Source organism: Paraburkholderia suaedae (genome assembly GCF_040812055.1).
GTDB lineage: Bacteria > Pseudomonadota > Gammaproteobacteria > Burkholderiales > Burkholderiaceae > Paraburkholderia.
Genome location: NZ_JBFOAH010000017.1, coordinates 106,086 through 120,972 on the forward strand (window position 1 = coordinate 106,086; position 14,887 = coordinate 120,972).

Sequence of the window (14,887 nt, forward strand, 5' to 3'; positions counted from 1 at the left end):
TTCGACCATCAGTTCACTTCATTTTGTGAGGTATGAGCATGGCCAAAGAGATTTTGTGCGGTTTCGGTGTGGATGTGGATGCGGTAGCCGGCTGGCTCGGCTCGTACGGCGGCGAGGACTCTCCCGATGACATTTCGCGCGGTCTCTTCGCCGGTGAGGTGGGCTCGCCGCGTCTCCTGAAGCTGTTCGAGCGTATGCAGATCAGGACCACCTGGTTCATACCGGGCCACTCGATCGAAACCTTCCCCGAACAGATGCGGGCGGTGGCGGACGCGGGTCATGAAATTGGCGTGCACGGCTATTCACACGAGAACCCGATCGCGATGACACGCCAGCAGGAAGCTGACGTTCTCGACAAGAGCATCGAGCTGATTATGCGGCTCGCCGGTCGCAAGCCGACCGGTTATGTCGCGCCGTGGTGGGAGTTCAGCAATGTGACCAACGAATTGCTGATCGAACGTGGCATTCTGTACGACCACAGCCTGATGCATCACGATTTCCAGCCGTATCGCGTGCGCGTCGGCGACTCCTGGACCAGGATCGACTACAGGAAAGATGCGCGGGACTGGATGAAGCCGCTGGTACGCGGTCGGGAAACCGATCTGATCGAGATTCCGGCCAACTGGTACCTGGACGATCTCCCGCCGATGATGTTCATCAAGAAATCGCCAAACAGCCACGGCTTCGTCAATCCGCGGGATATCGAGCAGATGTGGCGCGACCAGTTCGACTGGGTTTATCGGGAATATGATTACGCCGTGTTCCCGATCACGATCCATCCGGACGTGTCTGGCCGGCCGCAGGTATTGCTGATGCTCGAGCGCCTGTTCGAATACATGTCCGGGCATGCGGGCGTCAAGTTCGTCCGCATGGAAGAGATGGCCAGCGACTACGCGCGGCGGTTCCCGCGCAGCTGAGCGGATATGGGGCGAGGTGTGCGATGTGTGGGTTATGCGGAATGCTCGGCGGCGAAGCACATTGGACCGATGCCAATAACCCGGCGTCGGATGATGAGCATGCACAGGTGCGACGCCGCGAGCGGCAGTTGCGGGTCGCCCGCCTGAACCGGGTGCTTCGAGCGTTTGCCTGTACGGTCAGCGATTGGCAAAGCCACGCCTATTTGATCAGCACATTCACCGGCAAGACGGAGATCGTCGGAAACCTCGCACAGCTGTGGCCGGCGGTCGAGCGCCTGAGCGGTCGCCGTGTCGATCCGCTGGCCGCGGATCTGCTTGATCATTTACGGCAGGCATCGTGAACGAACCGCTCAGGTCAGCGCAACGGATCCCCATTAATCTGCTGACGGGCTTTCTCGGCAGCGGCAAGACGACGTTGTTAAAGCGCCTGCTCGGGGAACCGGCATTCGCGCATTGCGCGGTGCTGATCAACGAACTCGGCGAAATCGGCCTCGATCATCGGCTGCTGGAACGGCTCGATCACGAGACCGTCGTGCTGCAGAACGGCTGCATATGCTGCAGCGTGCGCGAGGATTTGCGGCAGGCTCTGCTCGATCTGTATGACCGGCGCGAACGCCAGCAAGTGCCGCCCTTTGATCGGATCATCATCGAATCGACTGGCTTGGCCGACCCGGTGCCGGTGCTCAATACCGTCTCCGGCGACCCGGTGCTGCGGCACCACTTCAGGCTCGGCAATGTAGTGACGACAGTGGACGCGGTCCATGTGCTCGATCAATTCGCACAGCAGGCCGAGTCGCGCAACCAGGCGGCCATCGCTGACCGGCTGGTGATCACGAAGGCAGATCTGGTCGATGCCTCACAACTCGAGACCGTGCAGAGTGCGTTGCGGCAGATCAATGGGTCTGCGTGGCTGGCCGTATCACGCAACGATGCTGGCGATGCCCAGGTCCTGCTGAGTGAGGATCTCGATCAGCCCGCCGCGCGCATCGACGAGGTGCGACGCTGGTTCCCGCTGGCGGGTATTGCTCAGGGCGCATCGAACACCGCATCGGCGAAATACCGAGCGTTTGGACGAGAGCCGGAAGGTCCGCACCGCGGTGAGATTTCGACCTATTCATTGACATTTGATGAGCCGATCGACTGGGTCGCTTTCGGCATATGGCTTTCGATGCTGATGCATAGCCGGGGCGCCGACATCTTGCGCGTCAAAGGAATTCTGAACGTTCGCGGCTCCGAATTGCCTTTGGTCATTCATGGCGTTCACCATTTGATTCACGAACCGGTTCATCTGTCCGGATGGCCCAACGGCGAGCGGCGCTCGCAATTGGTGCTGATCGGCAGGCTGCCACCACAAGCGCAGATCGAAGCATCGCTGCGAGCGTTCAACTGAGTTATGCCAATCATTGGAGGTCATCTAGTGGACGGAAAAGTCATTGCGGTTCACCTCAATGCCTCGCACACATTTTCCAAGCGATCCGTTGGACAAATCATGTTGCTGGAAGGTTTGGGTGTCGAAGGCGATGCTCACTGTGGTGCAACGGTCAAACACCGCTCCCGTGTCGCTCGAGATCCCTCGCAACCCAACCTGCGCCAGGTGCACCTCATTCATGATGAACTATTCGATGAGCTGACAGAGAAGGGGTTTAGAGTTCTCCCTGGCGATCTCGGCGAAAACGTCACGACGCGCGGCCTTGATCTTCTATCGTTGCCCGTGGGCACAGAATTGCATATCGGCGAGCATGCGGTCGCCACACTCACTGGCCTTAGAAACCCCTGCGCGCAAATAGATCATTTCCAGGCTGGGCTGATGTCAGCCGTTCTTGGTCGTTCGCCGGAAGGAAAGCTCCTGCGAAAGGCCGGCGTGATGGGTGTTGTGACGAAAGCTGGACCGATAGGCCCGGGCGATGAAATCGCCGTCAAGTTGCCACCGCCGCCGCACCGTGAGCTTGAAATGGTGTAGCAGCGCATTGGGCGCGACTTTCCCTGAAATCAGACGGTTGAATCACGCGGATTACGAGCAAGTCGAATAACTGCGATGGCCGATGACCTGCCAGGCGATTCGAAGGAGTGAATGACCGTTGTACCTCTCGAAGCGGCCGATTCGATAGCATCTCGTCGCCGCACGAAGAACCTCCGCGCCGTGCAACTGCTGCTCGGCCATACCAGGCTTGAGAGCACAGTGCGGTACCTCGGCATCGAGGTCGACGATGCGCTTGAGATTGCTGAGCAAACTGAGGTTTGAGCGGGGAGGCATCGCCGGTCGGCGGCTGACCATTGGTCGCTTTCCGGGCCAGGAACGGTCATTCGACGACCTCCCCACGATCATCGACGATCCGCAAAAATGCAGGGGCGTAGCCCAATTCTGCCGCCCTGGCCGCAGACGGCGGAATGGGGGCTGCGCTTTGATCCCGCCTCTCACGCGCCCGCGGATGCTTCCAGCTCCGCAAGACGCTGGCGCAGCAAGCGATCCTCTTTGAAACGGGCGGTTTCGTCGCGAATCACTGCCACGATGCCGTTGAGTTCATTTTGCGGCGAATGCAGCAATGCAACTGTAAAGGCGATCGACATTGACCGTCCGTCCTTATGCACGGCGGGGACACGCAGCACATCATTGCCATAACGGGTTTCGCCCGTTGCCATGGTCTTCTGATAGCCGTCCCAGTGTCGGCCGCGCAAGCGTTCCGGAATGATCAAGTCCAGCGAATTGCCGAGCGCCTCGCTTTGCGTAAAGCCGAACATGCGTTCGGCTGCGGGGTTCCAGAAGGTGATGCCGCCGCCGGCATCGGAGATGATTATCGCGTCGCCGATTGCGTTGGCAAGTTGCTCGAAGTCGATGGCAGTTTGCACGACGCTCCTCCAGGGAAAAAATGCGGATTTGAATCGAATGCGGCGCCGTCAGAGGCGCCGTATCTACACGTCAGAGCCAGATTCCCCGGCCTGCGTGACGCCGTCAAACCGCGTTGATTTCGCGTAGATTGAAGATCTCCTGCTTGCTGTAGCCAAGGCCCGCCAGCACTTCGTCGGTATGCTCCCCGAGCAGGGGAGATGCAGTGACCTCCGGCTTCATGTCCGAGAATTTGATCGGGCTACCGACGGTCAGATACGAGCCGCGCTTCTTGTGCGGTACTTCGACGATTGTCCCGCTCGCCCGCAATGAAGGATCGTTGGCCAGTTCCTTCATCGTCAGCACTGGCGCACACGGAATGTCGAATTTACGCAAGATGTCGACCGCTTCGAATTTGGTCTTGTCGGCGAGCCAGGCTTCGATGGTTCGGAAGATCTCAAAGATATGCGGTTGACGCGCTTCAGCGGTTTTATAGGCTGGGTCATCGATCCACTCGGTCTTGCCGAGTGCTTTGCAGATCGGCTCCCATGCATGGCCCTGGATCGTGAAATAGATGTATGCATTCGAATCCGTTTCCCAGCCCTTGCATTTGAGCACCCAGCCCGGCTGCCCGCCGCCGCCCGCATTACCGCCGCGCGGCACCACATCGCCGAATTCGCCGTGCGGATACTGCGGATATTCCTCGAGATATCCCACTCGCTCCAGTCGCTGCTGATCGCGAAGCTTAACGCGGCACAGGTTCAGCACGCTGTCCTGCATCGACACAGCGACCTTCTGGCCCTTGCCGGTTTTGTCGCGCCCGAGCAGTGCAGTCAGAATGCCGATCGCGAGATGCATGCCCGTGTTGCTGTCGCCGAGCGCCGCGGCGCTGATGGTCGGCGGACCGTCCCAGAAGCCGGTGGTGGAGGCCGCTCCGCCCGCGCATTGCGCAACGTTTTCGTAGACCTTCAGGTCGTCATAGTGGTGACCATCGCTGAAACCCTTCACCGAGGCGACGATCATCTTGGGGTTGAGTTCGTTCAGACGTTCCCACGAAAAACCCATTCGGTCCAACGCGCCCGGCCCGAAATTCTCGACCAGAACATCGGATTCGCGGATCAGTTTTTCGAGCACTTCCTTGCCTTCTGGCTTCTTCGTGTCGAGTGTCAGCGACTTCTTGTTGCTGTTGAGCATCGTGAAGTACAGCGCGTCGGCATCCGGGATGTCGCGCAACTGGTTGCGCGTGACGTCGCCCGAACCCGGCCTTTCGACCTTGATCACGTCAGCACCGAACCAGGCGAGCAACTGGGTGCACGCGGGACCGGCCTGAACATGAGTGAAGTCGATGATCTTGATGCCTTCGAGAGGTTTGGTCATGCTGGTATCTCCTTGGTTAATCCGATTACTTTTTCATTGCCGCGCTTTGCGGATTCAGGTTTGTCAGGCGGCCGCTTTCGGTGCCGGCCGCTTCATCGATAACGGCATTGATCAAGCTAGGTTTGCCGGATGCGATTGCCTCGACGAGTGCCTTCGTCAGTTCTTCAGGCGTGCTCGCGTGATAGCCGATGCCGCCGAATGCCTCGATCATCCTGTCGTAGCGCGCCCCCTTCACGAACACAGTAGGCGCAACGTCCTTGCCGCCCGTCGGGTTCACGTCGGTGCCGCGATATACGCCGTTGTTGTTGAATACGACCGTGCAAACCGGCAACTCGTAACGGCAGATCGTTTCGAGTTCCATGCCGCTGAATCCGAAGGCGCTGTCGCCTTCGATCGCGACCACCGGTTTGCCTGTCGTTACCGCCGCGCCGATGGCGAAGCCCATACCGATACCCATGATTCCCCACGTGCCGGAATCAAAGCGCTTGCGCGGCTCGTACATGTCGATAATGCTGCGCGCGTAGTCGAGCGTGTTGGCGCCTTCGTTGACGACGTTAATGTCCGGGCGCGTTTTCAACACATCGCGAATCGCGCGTAACGCGCTGTGAAAGTTCATCGGCGACGGGTTCTTGTCGAGCGTCGCGGCCATCTTGGCGAGATTCTTGTTCTTGCGCTCGGCAATCGCGCCGATCCACTCCGCGCCCGGTTTGACGAAGCTCGCATCGAGGCCGGCGCGAAGCGCCGCTACGCATGAACCGATATCGCCGATCACCGGCGCGGCAATGGCGACGTTGCTGTCGATTTCGGTCGGCGAGATATCCACCTGGATGAACCGCTTCGGCTGCGCACCCCAGGTCTTGCCTTTACCATGCGAGAGCAGCCAGTTCAGACGCGCACCGATCAGCACGACTACGTCGGCTTCTTGCAGCACGAACGAGCGCGCTGCCGATGCGGATTGCTCGTGCGTGTCGGGCAACAAGCCCTTGGCCATCGACATCGGCAGATACGGAATGCCGCTTTGCTCGACGAAAGCGCGGATTTCCGCGTCAGCCTGGGCATACGCCGCCCCCTTGCCGAGCAGGATCAGCGGACGTTTTGCGCTGTTCAGCACGTCAAGCGCACGCTTGACCGATTCCGGCGCCGGCAACTGACGCGGCGCGGCGTCGACCACTTTCACCAGCGACTGCTGCGCCTTGACGGTGTCTAGCGTTTGCGCGAGCAGCTTGGCCGGCAAGTCCAGATAGACACCACCCGGCCGGCCAGACACCGCTGCACGGATCGCACGCGCCACGCCGATGCCGATGTCCTCCGCATGGAGCACGCGATACGCTGCCTTGGCGTAAGGCCTGGCCGCGTTCAATTGATCCATTTCCTCGTAATCTCCCTGCTGCAGATCGACGATTTCGCGTTCGCTTGAACCGCTGATCAGAATCATCGGAAAGCAATTGGTGGTCGCATTGGCGAGCGCGGTCAGGCCGTTTAAAAAGCCGGGTGCCGACACGGTCAGGCAGATGCCCGGCTTCTTCGTGATGTAGCCGGAAATGGCGGCGGCATTGCCCGCGTGCTGCTCATGGCGAAAGCCGATGAAACGCATTCCTTCGGCTTGTGCGAGTCGCGCGAGGTCGGTAATGGGAATACCGACCAGTCCGAAGATCGTATTGATGTCGTTCAGTTTCAGCGCGTCGATGACGAGATGAAATCCATCGGTCGTTTCGCTCGCCTGTTGTTGTGACGTAGTGTCTGTTTTGAGCTGGTCGGCTTCTGCCATGACATCTCTCCGGGGTAGCGGGGCGTGATGAGTTGGGTCGCGAGCGGCGGGCTCACGAGGTGATTCAATCAGACGAGCCACCGGACGACGGTTGCAGCCGTGCCTCGGCGACGGCCACGCCGGCTGGCGCGCCTGAGTTTTCGATCCAGCACTTTCTCATAGGGGCGAGAATGAATTTCGCGGATACGGCGGCCGCGAGCGATATCGCGGCCGCTGAGATAAACACGGTGCTCCAGCCACCGTTCGCGGACAGTACCGATGCAACCGGCACCAGCATCGAGGCAGTCCCTTTCGCGGTGTAGAGCGTCCCCGCATTCGCTGCGGCGTATTTGCTGCCGAACGTGTCCGCGCAGGTCGCCGGGAAGATCGAGAAGATTTCGCCCCAACAAAGGAATATGGCGGCGGCGAAGAACATGAACGCGTACGGGTTATGGCCGAACTGCATCAGTCCGAGCAGCGCGACGCCTTCGCCGAGAAAGATCATGAACATGGTGTTTTCACGGCCAATGCGGTCCGATAGAAAGCCGCACAGAGGGCGAGTGAAGCCGTTGCACAGATTGTCGATGGACAGCGTCATCGTGAGGAGCGGTAGCGTGATGCCCAGCAGGTTGACCGGCATTCTGGCGAAGCCGTATTCCTTCGCGAGCGGTCCTAGCTGGGCGGTTGCAATGATGCCGCCGGCCGCGACGAATACGAACATCAAATAGAGCACCCAGAACAGCGGCGAACGGATCATCTCCCGGGACGTGTAGTCGACCTTGCTTGCAACAATACGTTTAGGCGCGACCGCGTAGGCAGGCGGTTTAGGCCGTACAAGCAAGGTGGCGAGCAGCAGGATGCAGACGCCCTGGAAAATGCCGAAGAACATGAACGTGTGCTCGTAGCCCGAACGCTGGATCATGTTGGCAATTGGAATCACCGTTACCGCCGCGCCAGCGCCGAAGCCTGCCGCCGTCAACCCGGCTGCGAGACCGCGTTTGTCCGGGAACCATTTGAGTGCCACCCCGACGCAGGTGCCGTACACACATCCCGCGCCGATACCGGCAATGACTGCCGCGATGTAGAGTTCGGAGAGACTGCCTGCATGAGCGTTGATCATCCAGCCGATAGCCGCGCAGAGCGCGCCGCCGATCACCACCGGGCGCGGTCCGAACTTGTCGACGAGCCAGCCTTCTACGGGAACGAGCCAGGTTTCGGTCACGATGAATATCGTGAACGCCGTCTGGATCGCCGCTTGTCCCCAGTGGTGAGCGTTGTCTATTGGTACGACGAACAACGTCCACGCGTATTGCAGGTTCGCGACCAGTCCCATGCACACCACGCCGATCGCAAGTTGCACCCACCGTTGATGCCAGAACGCTGGCCGGCCGGTCTCCGCTACGTTGGAATGTCCCATGTCTCCGTCTCCTGTACTTTCCGTCGCGCTCGAGCGGCGCGTTGGACTTACGTGATCGAATCGCTTCGTCGCTGGTTTGTCTGCGAGCAAAGAAGCGCCAATGGTCGGCCAGAGAAAAGCGCACTAACGAAAGCTCTTACTCGTTGAACGCACAACAGTGGATTGAAAGCTATTGAGCCTGCAGCGGGTGTGATGGGATGCTGCGCGAGAACGACGATAAACGAAAGTTAAAACATTTTATGGTTTGCATTAACTATCACTAATACTAGAGACGGCCTTCAGACGGCGAGAGCCTCTGCGCCCGTCTTTTCGAATCCCTGGACGCAGTTGGATTTCCCCTGATGCTCAACCGGCGGGTAGCGCACCGCGAAGCGCGTGCTTTTCCCATCGAAATGGCGCGGCACCAAATTACATCTATAAGCAAAGCTCTATCGTTTTTTTAAAAAACTTTAATTATCGTTTATCCAACCGTTCTTCTATTCTTGGGTCGTGCCATTTGCCGGAAGGAGACGACGATGAACACCTCTCAATTTGATGCGCGCGACAGCGCGCATGATGCGGAAGTCGAGGCGCAACTTTGTGCTTATAACGCCGCTTTCGAAGAACTCGGCCTGCGCTTCCGTTGGGATGAGCGCACGCTGACATCGCTGGCCACGATTGACGACGAACATGCGCAGATTTCCGCGTACATCGAGGCGCATCATGCGCACTTGCTGAAGGCGTATAGCGCTGAGTTTTTGAGTTTGGCGATTCTCGAGAAGAAAAGAGCCCGCTATCCATCGCGCTTCCAGGGGCGCGTCGATAGTGCGCCGAATCCGACCCACGTGATGCCTTTACCGCAAGCGAACCGCCGGTGTGAGCGTGCGTCGTATGAATTAGAGTTGCCCGCGCTGGCTGGCGTGTAGATTGTTGCGCGTCGCTGCGGTTTGCATGGGCATGGGCATGGCCGCTATCGTCTTTTTGCAAGTGCGGCGAAGCAGATCATGAAAAGCGAAATCGACAGTGATGCTACTGGCCCTCGAATCGAAGGCTCTCTCCGACAAGTAATTGCCCGGCAAAGCACCGATAAGCCCCGCGGATGAACTGCTGTGGAGCGGAAAGAGCGCGAAATGCTTCCTAAGTTGGCCGCGGTTGTGAACGGCCGTTGTTGGTAAACCTGAAGGGCCGTTCAGCGTAGGCTACGGTCTTCTGCGCGACGCACGGGTCGGGATTCAGGCACCGGGCGGCATCGGGCAGAGGTCGGCCATTTTGCGACCTTCGCGGTTTCCCGGCGAACGTCTGCTGTTGAGCGCCGATCCGCCGCTGGCCACCATGGCGCCGAAATGTCGAGTTTTCGAGCGTGATCAGACCCAGCAAGTTTTTTGAAAACTCGCAGTAATGAGCGCGTCACATGGTGCTTCTAAGATGCGAGTGTCATTTCCGAAACTTGTTGCGGTGGCGTCAAGAGCCAGTGCAAACGTTTAGCTAAACCGGCGTCTTCCAATTCTTTTGGCCATGGCTTTCTCAGGTGTGTCCCATCCAAGGGCTTCACGGGGCCGCCCATTGAGGAGTTTAGCGATGTCGTTGCGCGGGATCTGCGTGACCGTCGAAAGGTCCATGCCCTTGCGTAAGAACTCGTGCAGCAGGCCGTTGGTGTTCTCGTGGCTGCCATGTTGCCAAGGTGTATGCGGATCGGCAAAGCAGATATCGGGATTCAATCGCTTGGACCGCTCGGCATGACAACGTTATTTCGGTTTCTGCGATCGTAAGTCAGGCTCTCGCGCAACAAGGCAGGCATCTTCTTCATTTGGCGCGCGAAGCCTTCGAGCGCATCCCCAGCGCAGTTGTTCGGGCACAAAGCCCGTGCGGGCAATGCTCACTGCTGTGCGGGGCTTCTCCAGATGCAAGGCTTCAATCATCGCTTGCTTGAGCCTACCGCGCGGGTGAGCATAATTTTCGTGCAGCTCATCATCTAGGAGTACCTAAAACTAGAGCCCGAGCAGCTGCAATCGTCAGACTAACTTTACTTGTTCAAGTCGGATCTTTTCTATTCCCTACACTCCTCAAAAGGTATTCCGTGTTTCGTCAAAATATTCGAAGAACTCTTTTAGCATCGGCTGCGTCGCTGGCGCTTTGGGCCTCCGTCGTTCACGCCGCCGATGGTGATCCGGACAACCATCGCGAAGATACGCGAACACCGATCAAGCACATCGTGGTCATCATTCCCGAGAACAGAACTTTCGACAATCTCTTCGGGACTTATCCGCACGCGGCGAATATTCCCGGCGAGCAAAGCTGGGTTGGTGTGCCTGCGCCGAAATTCGTGGCGCGCCCCGGCACGCCGGCCGCCAACGTCCTGACGCCGGACTTGCTGCGGAGCAATCCGAATTGGAGCTTGTCCGGACGCCCCGCCAACCCAACGCGGCTTCGCCCCGCCGACGCCTACACCTGCGATATGGCGCATAACTACGAACCCGAGCAGCAGGCGTACGATGGCGGGGCTGTGGATCGCTTCCCGCAGACAGCCACCGGCAAGGGCCCGGGCTGCGCCGTGGACGGCTCAACCATCATGAATTATTACGACGGCAACACCGTCCAGGCGCTGTGGAACTACGCTCAGCACTACGCCATGAGCGACAATTCTTTTTCCACCACCTACGGCCCCACTGTGCCCGGCCATGCCAATATCGTTTCGGGCAACACGCATGGGATTATCATTCACGATCCCGCCAACCCTGAGAACCCCGACACCAGCGGCTTCTACGTCAATCCGACGGATCATTCGATAACCTTGACCGACGCCAACCTCCCCGGCTATCTCGACGATTGCGGAAAGGGCCGGACTTTTGAAATGACCGGCAAGAATGTCGGCGATCTCCTGAACGAAAAGAACGTGACCTGGGGCTATTTCCAGGGAGGCTTCCTGCCCACCACGCCCGCGAAGTTCGATGCGAACGGCAATATGTCTGCGCCTGCGGTTTGCGGCTCCCAGCATGTCGCCCATCAAGTGCAGATCAACGGCGTCACTTATAACGTGCAGAACCCGAGCGTTAACCCGGGTCCGGACGTGCATGTCCTCGAGAACGACTACAGCACCGGCGTTACTCCTTTCATGAAATATGCGAGCACGCGCAACCCACACCATCTGCGGCCGAGCTCGGCGGAAATGATTGGCAAGACCGACCAGGCCAACCACCAGTACGACATCTCGGATTTCGACACGGCGCTGTCCCACAACTCATTGCCCTCGGTCAGTTACGTGAAGGCGCCGGTCTATCAATACGGCCATCCGCAAAGTTCCGATTCGCTCACCGAACAAGCGTTCCTTGTAAAGACAATCAACGCGGTCCAGCAGTCTCGCTATTGGCACGACACTGCGATCGTCATCGTTTGGGATGATTCCGATGGCTGGTACGACCACGTCATGCCGCCGCTCTTGACCCCGTCGGCGACCAACATCGACTTCCTGTTCGGCCCCGGTAATTGCGGCACGCCGCAGCCCGGTGCCGACGCCGCGCGCTGCGGTCTCGGCCCGCGCCAGCCTCTGGTGGTGATTTCGCCTTGGGCGAAATCGAACTTCGTCGATCACACGCTGACTCAGCAGGCCTCAGTGCTTCGTTTCATCGAGGACAATTGGAAGCTCGGCTTCATCGATGGCCCAGTTGCTCCTCCCGCAGGTACGGGATCCGTCGACCGGCATGCAAATTCGCTCGATAACATGTTCGACTTCGAGCGCGAGCCGAATCTGCGTCCTCTCATCCTCGATCAGGTCACCGGAGCGGTCGTCAAGGGTGACAGCGACGACGGCAAGCGCCGCGACTGAAACGACTGAAGCACGACAGCTAGCTCAAAGTTGAGTGCAAGCGCACGGGATTGTAGAAGCCGACGATGTACTGCGTGATGGTCAGTGCCGATATCACCAGCGCGGCTGGCATCGTGGGTGCCATAACCAGCTCACGACCTTGTGCGAGTGAAAGGTCCAGCACGACTGCCAGATACATCCAGCCCCTGGGCGTGCGGATATACGTGATATCCGCACGCCCGATTTCCTCACGATGACCATCACGTTCATTACCGCGTTCACGATGTTCGCCTGCACTCGCGGCTTCGACCACTGCGCTGAGCGCGAGAATGTTAGTCGGAAGCGCAATCCCTTGGATCACTGATGATTTCCGATCGGACGCCGCCCGGACGCGGCGCCGGAAGGCCGAAATTCGCGCGAGCTATTGGGGGCCATGCTCGGCTCCTGTATGACCTGCAATCCGGTCAATGGCGGTTCGCGGATTCAGAGCGGTCAGATGTCTCGCACGCTCGATCGGCGGCTCCGGGTCGATCGGCGACGCACCATGCGCGGCGGTCAGTGCTGTCCCTCCACATGCGAGAAACGGAGGGGAGCAGTCCGTCGCGGAGCCACTCTGCGGCGCCAATGTCGATTCTCTCGTCGACGGGAATGTGAGCCGGCTCGGGTACCGGACTCGCGGAACGACAGAAGCGTCCAAGTCCGTCGGCGACCATACGCCCCAGGTCGAAGGGGCCAATTCGAGAGCCTTGCCAGTGACAGATGGCACCTCCACGGAGCTCAGGCCGTACCGCGCCGCAAGCTCATGCGGTGGCTCGGCGGCCAGGCTCACCCCGCGAGGTCAAGGCGGGCGGTGTGGAGGCATACTCGAGCGAGTGGACAGTCCGCGCAACGACGTTATCCGGAAAGCCCTGCCGCGCATGCTCAGCGATTTCCCTGTTGAACGCGAGGTAGGTACCGCGCAGTGGAGCAAGCCGATGCGCGACCAGACGGAGCGTCGATGTTTTTCCCGCACCCGCGTAAGCCTTGATCTTGAGGTTGTCGCCGCTGCCGGCCGCATCTACGATGGCCTGTTGCTCTGGCGTGGGTCTGAACTGGGCAGGCATAGACTCGATTTGGGCCGAAAGACCATCAGTTTGCCCCGGTGCGCAGGAAATCGGTCGCCGGAACTGCATGTCGGCAATCATCCAAAAAGATCCGGAGTTGTTGCGTGATTGGGAATCGTGGTATCACGTCAACGAATTGATTCAATTGCCTTGGAGAAACGCTCGGCCGGCGTCCGTTTTCGGAATCGTGATCGGCAACAACGGGTCCGGCCACGGAAGTGGATCATCCTTCGCGCGCGGACAACCTCGGGTCGCCGCCATTCGTCTCAGTGCGGCCAAAGGACGGTCCTTGGCCCGCTTGCGTACCTCGGACAGTGGAGTGTTGTCCGATCCGCCACCATTACTGTCCGATTGATCAATCACCACCCCTGCCGCTGCTGGACGCCAGGATACTTCGCCTGCGAATGCTGTATCGTGAGCGCCTTCGCCCTTGCACAGACCACACGATTTCCGTCGAGATGTCTCAGATGATCCCACTCCACTGCAATCCAGGTTTCTATCAGCTCCTTGCCGACAGCTACGCCCAGTTGCTTGGTCGCCCCCTAGTGCCGCGGGCCATGCCCGTGGTCGAAGCTACCGAATGGCTCTATGAGAGTGCCCCGTTCGCGGTACTCGCGCACAATACCGATCCCGACCCGCGCTTTATTTACGGCAACAAGGCCGCGCAGCGCCGCTTTGGATATAGCTGGGATGAAATCACCCGACTGCCGTCCCGGCTCTCAGCCGAGGCCCCAAATCGCGAGGAGCGGCAGCAGTTTCTCGCACGCGTACAGCGGCTCGGCTACGAGGCCGGCTACAAGGGCGTGCGTGTCACCAAGTCAGGCGAGCGCTTCATAATCGAGGAAGCCACACTGTGGCAACTTCTCGACGCAGACGGCAAACTGCACGGCCAGGCGGTTGTCATCCCGCGCACGCGCGACATCTGATTCGCGTATGCCAATCGTTTATGCGCGCTATTTGGACTTGCGCAATGGCCGATGATCCGTCAGATGCCGGATTAAGTGCGATGACCGGTGTGCGTCCGGAAGCCGCTATCCGGTTGGCTAAAGCGCGAGCGGCGGAGATGGGTCGATCAGAGGCGAACGCCAACGTCAATGTATCGGCCTACCTTCCCGAGGGACTCGGCACAATGGAAGCAGTGGCTTTCATCGAAGCGCCATCTGTTGGGCACGGGATGGCTCGATGAATCCGTATTTGATGCGGCTGGCGTTTTAGGCGCTGATATTGATGACTGAGCCGACCGCTGTCGTACCGGAACCGGTAGTGGTTTGCGACTGCGATGGCGAAGAACTCGCCAATGCGCTCAACGCGCTTTGCGCGTGATGGTGATGCTGGCTCTTGCCGAGGCTGCTCTGTGACGTTGCCGTCTTCAGATGTGCCGCAAAACTCGACTGGCTCGATTCGCTCGTTGAGCTTTGGCCTGTCAGCTTCGACAGCCCGGAACCAATGGCGCTGCTCACGCCGCTGAGTAGAGTGGATGCTGCACCGATTGCGATTGGAATCATATCGAGATCCGTCAGAATAGGGCAACCGAAATGCCCGAGCTTTCGAACTATACCGAGTTTTTCGGCGCTGCATGACCGTTTCGGCTTGAAATTCGATCAAAATCTCGGCTGTCTTTGACGCGGGCTTGGGTCCAGCGCGCAGGCGGGACGGCTTTTCGGGCGTCCGGAGCGCGAAAAATAGCGCGTCGTGGATCGACGCAAACGCTGCGGGTTCGA

At 59.2% G+C, this 14,887-nt stretch carries 15 protein-coding genes and 2 pseudogenes; 9 read left to right on the forward strand and 8 right to left on the reverse strand.

Annotated elements, in window-relative coordinates; all coding sequences use genetic code 11:
- Nucleotides 1-38 precede the first annotated feature (38 nt).
- From ABQJ48_RS22340 to ABQJ48_RS22360, 5 genes and pseudogenes are all read left to right on the forward strand, one after another.
- A complete protein-coding gene (locus ABQJ48_RS22340; protein ID WP_367840179.1) occupies nucleotides 39-917 on the forward strand; it encodes a polysaccharide deacetylase family protein in 879 nt (292 codons plus the stop codon).
- A 41-nt stretch (nucleotides 918-958) separates the two neighbouring features.
- Nucleotides 959-1,258, forward strand: coding sequence for a hypothetical protein (locus ABQJ48_RS22345; protein WP_367840180.1), 300 nt, complete (start codon nucleotides 959-961; stop codon nucleotides 1,256-1,258).
- Nucleotides 1,255-2,307, forward strand: coding sequence for a CobW family GTP-binding protein (locus ABQJ48_RS22350; protein ID WP_367840181.1), 1,053 nt, complete (start codon nucleotides 1,255-1,257; stop codon nucleotides 2,305-2,307). The genes ABQJ48_RS22345 and ABQJ48_RS22350 overlap by 4 nt, the downstream gene beginning before the upstream one ends.
- A gap of 27 nt (nucleotides 2,308-2,334) precedes the next feature.
- Nucleotides 2,335-2,877 carry an MOSC domain-containing protein gene (locus ABQJ48_RS22355; protein WP_367840182.1) on the forward strand — a complete coding sequence of 181 codons (543 nt, stop codon included), beginning with the start codon at nucleotides 2,335-2,337 and terminating at the stop codon, nucleotides 2,875-2,877.
- A gap of 156 nt (nucleotides 2,878-3,033) precedes the next feature.
- Nucleotides 3,034-3,159: pseudogene (locus tag ABQJ48_RS22360) on the forward strand (integrase); the annotation flags it as partial.
- 173 nt (nucleotides 3,160-3,332) lie between these two features.
- On the opposite strand, the gene ABQJ48_RS22365 reads toward ABQJ48_RS22360, so the two are convergent.
- The 4 genes from ABQJ48_RS22365 to oxlT form a co-directional block, all read right to left on the reverse strand.
- Nucleotides 3,333-3,764: a PAS domain-containing protein gene (locus tag ABQJ48_RS22365; protein ID WP_367840183.1), complete on the reverse strand. Its 432-nt coding sequence runs from the start codon at nucleotides 3,762-3,764 to the stop codon at nucleotides 3,333-3,335.
- Between the two features lie 103 nt (nucleotides 3,765-3,867).
- Nucleotides 3,868-5,118 (reverse strand): formyl-CoA transferase, encoded by a 1,251-nt coding sequence (gene frc / locus ABQJ48_RS22370; protein WP_367840184.1) that lies wholly within the window; start codon nucleotides 5,116-5,118, stop codon nucleotides 3,868-3,870.
- Between the two features lie 25 nt (nucleotides 5,119-5,143).
- Nucleotides 5,144-6,886, reverse strand: a complete 1,743-nt coding sequence (oxc, locus tag ABQJ48_RS22375; RefSeq protein ID WP_367840185.1) for an oxalyl-CoA decarboxylase — start codon at nucleotides 6,884-6,886, stop codon at nucleotides 5,144-5,146.
- Between the two features lie 64 nt (nucleotides 6,887-6,950).
- Nucleotides 6,951-8,282, reverse strand: a complete 1,332-nt coding sequence (oxlT, locus tag ABQJ48_RS22380; protein ID WP_367840186.1) for an oxalate/formate MFS antiporter — start codon at nucleotides 8,280-8,282, stop codon at nucleotides 6,951-6,953.
- Between the two features lie 515 nt (nucleotides 8,283-8,797).
- On the opposite strand from oxlT, the gene ABQJ48_RS22385 reads away from it, so the two are divergent.
- Nucleotides 8,798-9,187, forward strand: a complete 390-nt coding sequence (locus ABQJ48_RS22385; RefSeq protein ID WP_367840187.1) for a hypothetical protein — start codon at nucleotides 8,798-8,800, stop codon at nucleotides 9,185-9,187.
- A gap of 494 nt (nucleotides 9,188-9,681) precedes the next feature.
- Here the strand turns inward: ABQJ48_RS22385 and ABQJ48_RS37880 are convergent.
- A pseudogene (locus tag ABQJ48_RS37880) lies at nucleotides 9,682-10,213 on the reverse strand (transposase); the annotation flags it as partial.
- 125 nt (nucleotides 10,214-10,338) lie between these two features.
- On the opposite strand from ABQJ48_RS37880, the gene ABQJ48_RS22395 reads away from it, so the two are divergent.
- A complete protein-coding gene (locus ABQJ48_RS22395; protein WP_367840189.1) occupies nucleotides 10,339-12,084 on the forward strand; it encodes an alkaline phosphatase family protein in 1,746 nt (581 codons plus the stop codon).
- Between the two features lie 19 nt (nucleotides 12,085-12,103).
- Here ABQJ48_RS22395 and ABQJ48_RS37885 read toward each other — a convergent pair whose 3' ends face one another.
- Complete coding sequence (locus ABQJ48_RS37885) at nucleotides 12,104-12,424, reverse strand: hypothetical protein (RefSeq protein ID WP_473094169.1); 321 nt, start codon at nucleotides 12,422-12,424, stop codon at nucleotides 12,104-12,106.
- Nucleotides 12,425-12,863: 439 nt separating this feature from the next.
- Nucleotides 12,864-13,247 carry a DEAD/DEAH box helicase family protein gene (locus ABQJ48_RS22405; protein ID WP_367840190.1) on the reverse strand — a complete coding sequence of 128 codons (384 nt, stop codon included), beginning with the start codon at nucleotides 13,245-13,247 and terminating at the stop codon, nucleotides 12,864-12,866.
- A gap of 386 nt (nucleotides 13,248-13,633) precedes the next feature.
- Here ABQJ48_RS22405 and ABQJ48_RS22410 point away from each other — a divergent pair, with 386 nt between their 5' ends.
- Both ABQJ48_RS22410 and ABQJ48_RS22415 read left to right on the forward strand, forming a co-directional pair.
- Complete coding sequence (locus tag ABQJ48_RS22410; protein WP_473094171.1) at nucleotides 13,634-14,092, forward strand: MEKHLA domain-containing protein; 459 nt, start codon at nucleotides 13,634-13,636, stop codon at nucleotides 14,090-14,092.
- 44 nt (nucleotides 14,093-14,136) lie between these two features.
- On the forward strand, nucleotides 14,137-14,352 hold the full coding sequence (locus ABQJ48_RS22415; protein ID WP_367840192.1) for a hypothetical protein: 216 nt from the start codon (nucleotides 14,137-14,139) through the stop codon (nucleotides 14,350-14,352).
- Between the two features lie 25 nt (nucleotides 14,353-14,377).
- Here ABQJ48_RS22415 and ABQJ48_RS22420 read toward each other — a convergent pair whose 3' ends face one another.
- Complete coding sequence (locus tag ABQJ48_RS22420; RefSeq protein WP_367840193.1) at nucleotides 14,378-14,671, reverse strand: hypothetical protein; 294 nt, start codon at nucleotides 14,669-14,671, stop codon at nucleotides 14,378-14,380.
- Nucleotides 14,672-14,887: the final 216 nt, after the last annotated feature.